This is a genomic window from Nonomuraea sp. SBT364, assembly GCF_001083785.1.
Taxonomy (GTDB): Bacteria; Actinomycetota; Actinomycetes; order Streptosporangiales; family Streptosporangiaceae; genus Nonomuraea.
Genome location: NZ_LAVL01000030.1, coordinates 18,928 through 31,180, shown reverse-complemented (window position 1 = coordinate 31,180; position 12,253 = coordinate 18,928). Strand labels below are relative to the sequence as shown.

Genomic DNA, 12,253 nt, shown 5'->3' with positions numbered 1-12,253 from the left:
CGGCGCGGCGCACCATTGCCTCAGGGTGCACCGAATTCGCGGGAGAGCGACGTATTTCATGGCTTCCGAATTCATCGACACGGCAGAAATCGACACGGCCGAAATCGGCAGGCATTATGACGAGCGCTCGCCGATCGGCGACGTGCTTCGCGACGGCCATATCCACATGTGGTACTGGTACGACGACGAGGACGACGCGACGCTGGCCGAGGCCGTGGGCCGCACCAGCCGCAAGGTCGCCGACACGCTCGGGCTGCGCCCCGGCGAGCGGCTGCTCGACGCCGGCTGCGGGCCGGGCGCGACGAGCGTGTTCCTGGCCACCGACTACGGCGCGCGCGTCACCGGGATCTCCATCAGCGAGTTCGAGCTCGGCGCGGCCCGCGACAGGGCCGCCGCCGCCGGCGTCGGCGACCTGGTGCGCTTCGAGTACGGCGACTACACCGACCTGGCCTACGCCGACGACTCCTTCGACGCCGTCCTGGCGCTGGAGTCGCTGCAGAACGCCCCCGACCTGGCCGTGGTGTTCGGCGAGCTGTTCCGGGTGCTGCGCCCCGGCGGCCGGATCGCCTTCTCCGACTTCAGCCTGGAGTCGCGGGCCGAGCCCGAGCGGGTGGCGAAGTTCATGGCCAGCCTCAAGCTCCGGGAGCTGCCCACGCTCGCCGAATGGCTGGAGCACGCGCGCGGCGCCGGCTTCGTGCCCGAGGAGTACACCCAGTGCGGGCCGAGGGTGTTCGGCCGCAAGTCCAAGTACCTGCGCACCGCGATGCCGCGCAGGCAGGAGATCGCCGAGCGGTTCGGCGAGGCCGCGGTGACGACGTTCTCGCGGCGGCACCTCGGATTCTTCGCCCCCCGGCCCGACCAGATCGGGTACGTCATCGTCTCCGCCCGCAAACCTTTGAGATGAGCGCGAGGCGGGCGATCACCACGAAAGGACGCGCACATGACTCTGTCCATGTCCCAGCCGGCCGTCGCCGACCTCGTCGAGACGTTCTCCGGCGCGGCTCCCGACCGGGTCGGCGCCGAGTACCTGCGGCTGATCGAGCAGCTCTGGGACGGCGGCACGGCGACCGAGCTGGCCTTGCCCGCCGTGCCCCTGCTGGTGGAGCGGCTGGCGACGGTTTCCGATGACCGCAAGGCCCACCTGGCCGTCGTGCTCGGCCTGCTGGCCGGCGCCGACGACCCGGACCACACCGGCGAGCTGACCTCGGCCGTCCGGCAGGGGGTGGAGCTGTACCTGGACCTGTGGATCGGCAGCGCCAACGGGCAGCCGCTCTCCCTGGCCCTGGCCTACCTCCTGTCGCACTTCCCCGAGGACCGCGACCGCATCCTGGCGGTCGCCGGCGACCGGGGCCTCGACGCGTACGACCTGTCCAAGCTCGACCGGGCCCTCGGGCAGCTCGACCTGGAGAACCCGGTGATCGGCCGGGTCTTCCCGTCGCCCGAGGTGTGGGCGCTGATGGACGAGGCGGAGCGCGACTTCGACAACTCGTGGATCAAGGCCATGCCCACCGAGCAGATCATCCTCAACTGGGACAAGGACACCAGCACGGTCCGCGGCAACCTGGGCGCGGCGGCGCACTGGGCCGCGCTCAACGGCGCGCCCACGCCCGTCGAGGTCGGCAGCGTCCCGCCCCGCGACGCGCTGGCGCCGCCGCCCGAGGCCGGCGTCGAGCTCTTCGCCCCGCACGCGGCCGCGTTCCGCTGCCCGCGCTGCGCGGGCGACCTGGACTTCACCGGCGACGAGGTGCGGTGCGCGGGCTGCGCGGCCACGTACCCGATCGGCAGCGGCATCCTCAACCTCACCGAGGACGCCGAGCGCAACGCCGGCGACTTCCTCTACAAGCTGGCCGAGGTGCCCAGCATGGGGCACTTCTACGAGGCGTACGCGCGCCCCAACTTCCTGAGACTGGCCGGCTCCAACTGGGGCACCGCGATCAGCCCGGCCGACGAGGACGCCTACATCGCCGAGCACGTCCGCCCCGTCGAGGGGCCGGTGCTCGACCTCGCCTGCGGCGCCGGGCGGTGGACGCGGACGCTGGCCGGGGCCGTCGGCGCGGAGCGGGTGATCGCGCTCGACATGTACCCGCCCATGCTGACGGCCACCCGCCGGCGGCTGCCGGAGCTGCCCGCGGTCATGGCGGGCGCGCGCAGGCTGCCGTTCGGCGACGCGACGCTGGGCGCCGTCATGTGCTGGAACGCGTTGCAGGCCTTCCCCGACGACGCGCCGGAGGCCATCAAGGAGATCGGCCGGTGCCTGCGTCCCGGCGGCACGTTCACGTTCCTGACGTTCCACTCCTCCGCCGACCCCGTCTACCGCCACCTGGTCGCCTGCCACTACTTCCCGGGCCACCAGGGCGGCATGGAGCTGTTCGAGCTGGACGACATCAAGGCGTGGCTGGCCGCGGCGGGCCTGACGATCCGCCACGAGTCCGGCCCCGGGACGTTCGTGCTCGTCACCGCCGAGCGCCCCGCCTGACGAACAACCAGAAGGGCCGTTGCCGATCAGATCGGCAACGGCCCTTCTCCCTCGCCCGGGTATCAGCGGTTCAGCTTGAGCTGCACCACCTTCTCCAGGTCGGCGGCCGAGTAGTCGCGTCCCGCCGAGGCGGTGCTGAACGACTCCACGGCCAGGCTGTGCCCGGGGCTCGTCACCGGGTTGCGGAAGCCCGTGCCGATCGCGTACGCGTTGTACTCGTCCAGCAGCTTCTGCGCCTCGGCGGTGGCGGCGGTGAAGCGCGTCACCGGGTCGGCGCCGCCGGCCAGCACGTCGCCCATGGCCCGGGTCATGACGTCCTGGTTGCCGGCGAAGTCGCCGAACAGCGCGCCCTGCGACACCGGGACCGGCCCGCCGCCCGGCACCGCCCGGCTGGGGTAGCGGCTGACGTGCTCGTAGCCGAGGCGGTGGTAGGGGTGCTGGTCGAACCAGCCCTCGTCCTCCAGCAGCCGGTAGGAGGAGTGCGTGATCGGGATGAAGCTGCTGAACTTGTGCCGGTCGGCGGCGTTGCGCGGGTTGTGCAGGAACTGGATGAGCGCGAGCGCCCCGTCCCGGGTGTCCTCGTCGAGGCCGTTCGCCAGCCACAGCGACGTGCCCGCCACCGCGTTGCCGACGTAGGGCACGTCGCCGTTGTACGGGAAGACGCCCACCTCGACGTCGAACCCGTTCTTGTGGGCCGCCTGCACCATGTAGTTGACGTCGTTGGACGAGGTGAGCCTGATCGCCACGTCACGCTCGGCGAAGGCCCGGAACGTGCCCGCCCAGTCGGGGATCTTGCCCGTGTAGAGGCAGTGGCCGCGCGCGTGCAGCCGCCGCCACCACTCGACCCAGGCGAGCATCTCGTCCGAGGCCAGGTAGGCGGTGGTGGCCCGGCCCGACCTGCCGTTGTCGTTGTCGACCAGGAGCCCGCCCTGGGTGGCCAGCGCCTGCTGGAAGAACGTCCCGTGGTTGGACCAGGTGATGGGGTAGGCGGGCCGGTCGCGGGAGCCGGCGATCCGCTCGCAGACCTCGTCCACCTCGGCCCACGTCTGCGGCAGCTCCGACACACCGGCGGCCCGCAGCAGCCCCTTGTTGGCGAACAGCAGGCTGGTCGTGCCGCCGGACGGCATCGAGGTGAGGTCGCCGTCGAGGGAGAAGTACTCGCGGAAGGCAGGGAGCAGGTCGTCGATCACGACCGGCTCGCCGAGGATCTCCGTACGGCCGCCGATCGCCCGCTGGAGCGAGGTGAACACCGGCTCCCCGTCGCGCCCGACCAGGTCGCGGGCGGCCTGCCCCATGTAGAAGTAGTACTCGGCCACGGCGGGCCGCTGCCCGCTCGCCGCCGCCTGCGCGACCTGCAGGGGGAAGGTCCAGAAGTCCTTGCCCTCGATGTTCACCTCGTACTCGGGGTGCGCCCGCTCGAAGTCCCTGCCCTGCTCCCGCCACCGGTCCATCCAGCCGGGGAAGGTCAGGTCCGGCACCCACACGTCCAGAACGATCTTGGTTTTCATGCGATCCCCCGATGCTGCGCGGTCAGCTTCTCCAGGTCGGGCACGATGTCCGACGGGCTCGGCCGGTTCAGCCACTCCTCGTGCAGCGAGTTCGCGCCCGCCGCGTACGCCGGGTCCTCCAGCGTGCTGACGATCAGCGCGCGGACCTCCTCCGCGGACTGCTTCTGGTGGTCGAGCCGGAACCCGGCGCCGCGGCCGGTGATGTACGACGCGGCGATGGGCGACAGGATGTGCCGCTCGGGGATCACGCTGCCGCCCTCCTCGGTGAACTCCAGCCGCTGCGACTCGTCCGTGTCGGCGATGATCTGCGGCACGTTCGCGGCGACGGAGGCCCAGAAGGTGCCGCTGGAGCCGTGGTTGATGCTGGCCGAGCACGTCGGCAGCAGCTGCGAGAGCGGTACGTAGTCCACCACGCGGACGTTGTCCGGGATCGGCGGCAGCCCGACGAGCTGGTTGGCGTCCAGCGTGGCGACGAGCTCGACGTCGAGTCCGGCCACCGCCTCCAGGATCTTCGGCGTACGCCATTCACCCTGGTGATAGGTACGGGTCGACAACCCCAGCGACAGCGCCACCCTCGGCCGCTCGGGCGTCCCGTACAGCCAGGAGGGCTTGACCCCGCCGCCGTTGTACGGGATCCAGCGCACCGGCAGCGACGCGATGCCGGTGGAGACCCGCATCTCGGGCGGCAGCGGGTCCACGGTCCACTGCCCGAGCAGCAGTTCCTGGTCCACCTCGACGCCGTAGCGCTCGGCCAGCGGCCGCACCGCCTCGGCCAGCGGGTTGACCGCGCCGGCCGAGCCGCGCGCCGCGAACAGCTCCGTGGCCCAGCCGCTGTAGTCGGGGCCCATGATGACCCGCGCCTGCGCCGCGCCCGCCGCCCGCGCCGCCACCGCGCCGCCGGGGAACCACGGATCCCACAGCACCAGGTCGGGCCGCCAGGCCAGGGCGAACTCCACCAGGGCCACGTTGTCCGCGCTGGGTTCCGGAGGCAGGTGGTACTTCGCCGCCGACAGCAGGAACTGGTAGAACACGTCCCAGCTGTCACGGTCGGCGGGCGCCACGTCCAGGGCCGCCGCCAGCCGGTCCATCTCGGCCACGTTGGGCGCCAGGTCGGGCCGGGCCCAGCCCTGCGCGGTCGTCTCCGGGACGCCGCACACCACCGCCGTCAGCCCGGCGGCGGTGATGTCGTCCTCGGCCCCCGGCGGGCACGCGATGACGACCTCGTGCCCGGCGGTCTGCAACGCGTGGGCGTAGGGGACGGCCGGGAACAGATGGCATCTCTGGGGCCAGACGGTGAGCATCACTCTCATGGAGGCTCCTCAAGGATTAGAGATGAGCGTGGGTCGACCGGTAGCGCCTCAGGTGCTCGCCGGTGAGGGAGTCGGGGGACCGCAGGAGTTCCGGCGGGGTCCCGGTGAACACGATCCGGCCGCCGTCCTTGCCGCCGTCGGGGCCCAGGTCGATGACGTGGTCCGCCTGCTGGACGACGTCCAGGTTGTGCTCGATGGCCACCACGGTGTTGCCCTGGTCGACCAGCGTGTCGATGAGGGCGAGCAGCGTGCCGATGTCTGACATGTGAAGACCCGTGGTGGGCTCGTCCAGGACGTAGACGGTGCCGGTGCGGTGCAGCTGCGCGGCCAGCTTGATGCGCTGCAGCTCGCCGCCCGACAGCGTGCTGAGCGGCTGCCCGAGCGTCAGGTAGTCCAGGCCGACGTCCGTCAGCGCCCTCAGCTTGCGGCGCAGCGCGGGCTGCGTGAACGTGTCGACGGCCTGCTCGGCGGGCAGCGCCAGGACCTCGGCGATGGACCGGCCGTCGAGCCGGTGGGCCAGCACGTCCTGGTGGAACCTGCTGCCGTCGCAGGCGGTGCAGCGGATCGTCACCGGGTCCATGTAGGCCAGCTCGGTGATGATGACGCCGCGCCCCTCGCACTCCGCGCAGGCGCCCTCGGAGTTGAAGCTGAACAGGCTCGCCGGCTGCCCGCTGGCCTGCGCGAACAGCTTCCTGATCGGGTCCATCAGCCCCAGGTACGTGGCGGGCGTGGAGCGGGCGGAGGCGGCGATCGGCGACTGGTCGACGTAGACGGCCTCGGGGTACGTCCGCGTGAACACCTCGGCGATCAGCGTGCTCTTGCCCGATCCCGCCACCCCGGTGACCACGGTCAGCACCCCGACGGGGATGTCCACCGACACGTCCTTGAGGTTGTGCAGGCGGGCGCCGGTGATCGGCAGGACGCCGCGCGGCTGCCGGAAGTCGCTCTTCATCGTGGTCGCCGCGCGCAGCCCCCGGCCGGTGAGCGTGTCGGCCTCGCGCAGCCCCTCGAACGAGCCGGTGTAGACGATCTCGCCGCCGTGCGCGCCCGCCTTCGGCCCGACGTCCACGACGTGGTCGGCGATGGCGATGACGTCCGGGTCGTGCTCGACGACGAGCACGGTGTTGCCCTGGTCGCGCAGCGCCCGCAGCAGGTCGTTGAGCCGCCCCACGTCACGCGGGTGCAGTCCGACGCTCGGCTCGTCGAAGACGTACGTCATGCCGGTCAGCGTGCTGCCCAGGTAGCGCACCAGCTTGAGCCGCTGCCCCTCGCCGCCCGACAGCGTCGCCGTGGCCCGGTCCAGGCTCAGGTAGCCGAGCCCGATCGCCGCCACCCGCCGCCGCGCCACGCCGGCCGAGCGGGCGATGGGCGTGGCCACCGGGTCGTCGATGCCGTCGAGCACCTCGATCAGGTCGGTGATCTGCATCCGCGTCCACTCGGCGATGTTGCGCCCGCCGATCGTGGTCGCCAGCGCCTGCGCGTTCAGCCGGGCCCCGTCGCAGTCCGGGCAGACGCCCTCGGAGATGAAACGCTGGATCGTCTCCCGGGTCCGCTCGCTGGTCTTGCTCATGTCACGCTTGACGCCGAGCCGGGTGAACCGGTCGAGCAGGCCCTCGTAGCTGGTCTTGTACGAGCCGCTCTTCGTGGTGAGCTGGACCTTGCCGCCGGTGCCGTGCAGGAAGAAGTCCATCTCCTCCGGCGTGTAGTCGCGCACCGGCTTGGCCGGGTCGAGCTTGCCGCTGTTGGCGTACAGCTGCCAGTCGGGGGTGCCGACGCCGTAGCCGGGCACCAGGATCGCGCCCTCGGCCAGCGACTTGTCCCGGTCGAGCATCAGGTCCACGTCGGCGCGGACGCTGCGGCCCAGGCCGTCGCAGCCGGTGCACATGCCGCGCGGGTTGTTGAAGGAGTACGTCGAGGCCAGCCCGTCGCTGGGGGTGCCGTACCGGGCGAACAGGGACCGGATGACCGAGTAGATGTCGGTGATCGTCCCCACCGTGGAGCGGGCGTTGCCGCCGAGCGGCTTCTGGTCCACGACGACCGGCGGCGTGAGGTTCTCGATCGCGTCGGCCAGCGGCCGCTCGTACTTGGGCAGCTGGTTGCGGATGAACCACGGGTAGGTGCTGTTGAGCTGCCGCTGGGCCTCCACCGCCACCGTGTCGAAGACGATGGACGACTTGCCCGATCCCGACACACCGGTGAAGACGGTGATCTGGTTCTTCGGGATGGTGAGGGACACGTCCTTGAGGTTGTGCTCCCGCGCCCCGGTGACCCTGATGGCGTCGAGGCTGGGGGAGAGGGCCGGCGCCGGCGCCGGATCTGCTGTGACGCTCACTGATGCTCCTGTTCCTGCGGGGCGCGGGAGACACGGTGATCCGGCCGAGGTGCTCCAACCTCCGGCCGGATCACTGGTCGAGGACCGGTTACTTGGCCACGGTCTCGGCCACCTGGTGGTCGAGCTCGTCGTGCGCTGTCCCGGCCTGCGCTGTCCCGGCCTGCGCTGCGCCGGGGTCGTCCTCGGTCTGGCCGGCGGCCTCGGCCTCGGCGGTCGGCGGCGCGTGCCGCAGCGCGACGGCGGCCACGGTGGCCAGCACGAGCGCGACGGCGGCGCTGGCCACGGCGGTGGTGTTCATCGCCGAGGTGAACGCATCACGGGCGGCCGTGAGCAGTTGCGTCGCCACCGGCCCCGACAACTGCTCGACGGCCGTGTAGGCGCCCGCGATGCTCTCCTGGGCGGTCTGCGCCACCCCGGCGGGCACGCCCGCGGGCACGCCGTCGCCGAGGCTGCCCTGGTAGACGGCGGTGCCGACGCTGCCCATCACGGCGATGCCGAACGCGATGCCGAACTCGCCGCTGGTCTCCGACATCGCCGATGCCGAGCCCGCCTTCTCCGGCGGCACGGACCCCATGATCAGCCCGGTGCCCAGCGCGCCCATCGGGCCGGCGCCGAGCGAGCTGACGATGAGACCCGTGACCAGCAGCGCGACGCCCGCGGAGCTGCCCACCTGGGTGAGCAGCAGGTAGCCGGCCGCGGTGACCACCAGGCCGCCGGCCATGACGTACCCGGGCCTGATCTTGCGCGCGATGGCCGGCGCGGCCATCACACCGAAGATGGTGGCGATCGTCGAGGGCACCAGCCACGCGCCCGCCTGCAGCGGCGAGAGGCCCTCGACGGTCTGCAGGTAGAGGTTGACCAGCAGGTACGTGCCGCTCATGATGCCGCCACCCACCATGATCACCAGGGCGGCGCTGAACGAGCGGTTCCTGAACAACTGCATGTCGAGCAGTGGGCTGGCCAGCCGCCGCTGCCGCTGCACGAACAGCACGCCGACGATCAGGCCGACGGCGACGGCGGTGATGTTCAGCGGCTGCCAGCCGCCTCTGGCGACCTCCTTGAGCCCGTAGATGACGGGCAGGATCGCGGCCAGCGACAGCGCCACGCTCAGCAGGTCGACCTTGCCGCCCTCGGAGTCGCGGTACTCCGGCAGCAGCTTCGGCCCCGCCAGCAGGAGCAGCGCCATGACCGGCACGCCCAGCAGGAACACCGAACCCCACCAGAAGTTCACCAGCAGCACGCCGCCGACGACCGGGCCGATCGCCATGCCGCCCATGAAGCAGCTCATCCACACGGCGATCGCGATGCCCATCTGCTGGGGATTCTTGAACATCACGCCCAGCAGCGACATCGTGGACGGCATCAGGGTGGCGCCGGCGATGCCCATCAGCGCCCGGGAGATGATCAGCATCTCCGCGCTGGTCGAGTACGCGGCCGCCACCGAGGCGGCGGCGAACGCGACGGCGCCGATCAGCAGCAGCCTGCGGCGGCCGACCCGGTCGCCGAGCGTGCCCATCGTGACCAGGAACCCGGCGATCAGGAATCCGTAGATGTCGGTGATCCAGAGCTGCTGGGTCGCGCTCGCGCCCAGGTCCTGGCTCAGGTGTGGCAACGCAAGGTACAGCGCGCTCATGTCCAGCGACAGCAGCAGGGTCGGCAGGGCCAGGACGGCCAGGCCGATCCACTCCTTGCGACCGGCCCGCACATCGGACCCGGCGCCGGAGCTCACATCCATGGGAAATCCTTCCGTCTGGGGGGTTTCCAGGGCCCGCGGCCCTAGTGCAAGGGGGAATCCGGAGTGGTGACGACGGCCCGCAGCACAGTGGTGAACTCCGAGGCCCAGTCGGCCATCGTGTCCGGGTTCCACAGGTTGGTGTTGTAGCCGAGGGTTCCGATGATCTCCCCGGCGGGCGTGATGTTGAGCTCGCACAGCGCGCCGTCCGGGATGTCGCCGCCGGACGGCTGGGACAGCAGCCGGGGGACCTCGGAGTACTCGACGTCGCCGATCCGCTCCCCGTTCATCGCGAACGGCGAGTGGAAGACCTGGAACAGGAACAGGCCGCCGTCGTCGGCCGCCGCCGTGCTCATGAGCTGCGGCGCCTGCGCCACGATCTCCGAGAACGGGATGTCGTGGGCGTAGCTCTCCAGGCAGCTCGCCCGCACGCGCAGCGCCACGTCGCCGAAGGTGTCGCAGCCGACCAGGTCGGTGCGCAGCGGCACGAAGTTGAAGAACGACCCGACGGTCTGGTGGAAGCGCATGGCGCCGCGCCCGGTGGTGAAGGTCGGGACCGCGATGTCGCTCGCCCCGGTGATGCGGCGCAGCACGATCGCGTGCGCGGCGAACAGGACCATGAACGGCGAGCAGCGCAGCCTCGCCGCCGCCTTCCTGGTCGCGGCGCTGAGCTCGGCGCCGACCGTGAAGCGGTGCCAGCCGGTGGTCTTCGGCAGCCCGGCCGAACGCGGATGGTCGGTGGGAAAGGTGAGCATCTCGGCCCCGCGCAGCTTCTCCCGCCAGAACTCCCGCGCGGCGTCCAGCTCGGCGGAGGCGGCCCGCTCCCGCTCCCACGCCGCGTACTCCCGGTACTGGGGCGGCGCGGCCGGCAGCTCGACCGGGTGCCCGCGGCGGACCGCGTAGCAGAGGGCGACCTCCCGCATGATCACGTGCATCGACCAGGCGTCGGCCGCGGTGTGGTGGACGGCCAGCACGAGCACGGCGTCGGCCGGGTCGAAGCGGCCCAGCACCCCGCGCAGCAGCGGCACCGCCGTCGCGCTGTAGGAGCCCGACTCCACCTCGTTGACCAGCTCGCTCGCCCGCAGGTCACGCGAGCCGGGATCGGTGCCGGACAGGTCGCGCACCGCCAGCTCCACCGGGCCGGGCGGCATGATCCGCTGATGACTGTCGCCGGGCTCGCGCACGAGCAGCGTGCGCAGCGCCTCGTGCCGCGCCACGACGTCGCCCATGGCGGCGCGCAGCGTCTCGTCGTCGATCTCGCCGCGCAGCCGGCAGGCGTAGAAGATGTTGTACGCCGGTCCGAACGGCCCCGAATCGTCACCCTCGTCGAAGACGGACAGGAATTCCTGATTGAGGGAAAGCGGAACGCGGCTCACCGGCTCGCTCGGCGTGTGCAGGATTTCGGTGACGCTCACCACAGGGTCCCTTCACTGAATTCGCCGCAAAGGCGCAACGCGGACGAACTAAAAGAATATCCGCGTGCGGCTTTCCGGACTTATTCTGGATTGCTGTCTTTCAGCGTCCGATGCCGAGGTAGGTGTAGCCGAGGTGGCGTAGTTCGGCGATCTTTTGCTTGGTGTAGTAGGCGCGGCCGTCGAGGATGAGGCATTGGGGGGCGACGGGGAGGGTGGCGTAGTCGATGTGGGTGAAGTCGTGGTGGAGGGCCATGATGGCGATGCAGTCGGCGTCGCGGACGGTTTCGTGGAGGGTTTCGGTGGGGGTGATGCCGAGTTGGGTTTCGGCTTGGTAGGGGTCGACGAGGGGGTCGTGCAGCTTGACGGTGGCGCCGGCTTTGAGGAGGGCGGTGATGACGCCTTCGACGGGGGTGGCGCGGAGGTCGCCGGTGTTGTTCTTGAAGGCGGCGCCGAGGATGGCGATGGTTGCTGTGGCGGGGTTTTTGCCCTGGCTGGCCAGGGTGTCGATGATGAGTTGGCTGGTGTGGTCGGGCATGGTTTGGTTGATTTTGCGGCTGGTGGGTGGGGTGTGGAGTTCGATGCCGTGTCGTTGGGCGGTGTGCCAGACCATCCAGGGGTCTTTGACGAGGCAGGAGCCGCCGACGCCGATGCTGGGCAGGAGGATGTTGACGTGGTGTTTGCCTTTGGTGATGGTGTTGGCGGCGGTGATGACGTCGAGGACGTCGACGTTGTAGGCGGCGCAGAATTTGGCGAGTTCGTTGGCCATGGCGATGTTGAGGTCGATCCACCAGTTGTCGGCTAGTTTCACGATTTCGGCGGCTTCGGGGGAGTCTTGGGTGAGGACGTCGACGTGGAGTGCTTGGCGCCAGAACAGGGCGGCGTCTTGGGTGCTGTCGTCGTCGATGCCGCCGACCACGATGGGGAGTGACCGCAGCTCTTTGAGTGCGGTGCCTTCGGCGAACCGTTCGGGGGTGAAGGCGAGGTTGAAGTCGGTGCCGCAGGTGAGGCCGCCCTGCTCCAGCAGTGGCCGAACGAAGTCGCGGGTCGTTCCGGGTGGGACGGTGCTTTTGACGAGGACGAGTTGTCCGGGGCGTAGGTGCCGGCCTATCTGCTCGGATGCCTGTCCCAGTTGCTCTTCGACCATGGAGCCGTCGGTGCGGACGGGGGTGCCGACGGTGAGTAGCAGGACGTCGGCGTCGGTGATGGCGGCGAAGTCGGTGGTGAGGCTGAGCCGGCTGTCGGTGATGGCGGCTTCGAGCAGGGGTGCGAGGCCGTCTTCTTGGTAGCGGCAGTGGCCGTCTTGGAGTTCTTGGATGAGGTGGGTGTTGGTGTCGATGCCTGTGACGTGCCAGCCTCGTTCGGCGAGGATCGCGGCGTAGCAGGAGCCGACGTAGCCGAGTCCGATGACGGCCACTTTGGGCTGTTCGTTTTCGCGCAGGTATCGCATAAACGTTCCCCTTTTGTGGGTGACCGGTCGAAT

The 12,253-nt window shown here is 70.5% G+C and carries 8 protein-coding genes; 2 read left to right on the top strand and 6 right to left on the bottom strand.

The annotated features are described in order from the left end of the window. Positions 1-58 precede the first annotated feature (58 nt). Together ADY59_RS16600 and ADY59_RS16595 are read left to right on the top strand one after the other, a co-directional pair. Entirely contained in the window at positions 59-904 is an 846-nt protein-coding gene (locus ADY59_RS16600; RefSeq protein WP_049563092.1) for an SAM-dependent methyltransferase, read from the top strand. A gap of 36 nt (positions 905-940) precedes the next feature. After that, positions 941-2,476: a class I SAM-dependent methyltransferase gene (locus ADY59_RS16595; protein WP_049563091.1), complete on the top strand. Its 1,536-nt coding sequence runs from the start codon at positions 941-943 to the stop codon at positions 2,474-2,476. A 62-nt stretch (positions 2,477-2,538) separates the two neighbouring features. Here the strand turns inward: ADY59_RS16595 and ADY59_RS16590 are convergent, their stop codons facing one another. The 6 genes from ADY59_RS16590 to ADY59_RS16565 form a co-directional block, all read right to left on the bottom strand. Next, a complete protein-coding gene (locus ADY59_RS16590; protein ID WP_049563089.1) occupies positions 2,539-3,984 on the bottom strand; it encodes an extracellular solute-binding protein in 1,446 nt (481 codons plus the stop codon). After that, positions 3,981-5,294, bottom strand: a complete 1,314-nt coding sequence (locus tag ADY59_RS16585) for a nucleotide disphospho-sugar-binding domain-containing protein (protein ID WP_049563088.1) — start codon at positions 5,292-5,294, stop codon at positions 3,981-3,983. The genes ADY59_RS16590 and ADY59_RS16585 overlap by 4 nt, the downstream gene beginning before the upstream one ends. Before the next feature lie 16 nt (positions 5,295-5,310). Next, positions 5,311-7,626 carry an ATP-binding cassette domain-containing protein gene (locus ADY59_RS16580; protein WP_049563086.1) on the bottom strand — a complete coding sequence of 772 codons (2,316 nt, stop codon included), beginning with the start codon at positions 7,624-7,626 and terminating at the stop codon, positions 5,311-5,313. A gap of 88 nt (positions 7,627-7,714) precedes the next feature. Further along, positions 7,715-9,361 carry an MFS transporter gene (locus ADY59_RS16575; RefSeq protein ID WP_049563085.1) on the bottom strand — a complete coding sequence of 549 codons (1,647 nt, stop codon included), beginning with the start codon at positions 9,359-9,361 and terminating at the stop codon, positions 7,715-7,717. Between the two features lie 41 nt (positions 9,362-9,402). After that, positions 9,403-10,773: a condensation domain-containing protein gene (locus ADY59_RS16570; protein WP_197093688.1), complete on the bottom strand. Its 1,371-nt coding sequence runs from the start codon at positions 10,771-10,773 to the stop codon at positions 9,403-9,405. Between the two features lie 100 nt (positions 10,774-10,873). Further along, positions 10,874-12,220 (bottom strand): nucleotide sugar dehydrogenase, encoded by a 1,347-nt coding sequence (locus ADY59_RS16565; RefSeq protein ID WP_049563083.1) that lies wholly within the window; start codon positions 12,218-12,220, stop codon positions 10,874-10,876. Positions 12,221-12,253: the final 33 nt, after the last annotated feature.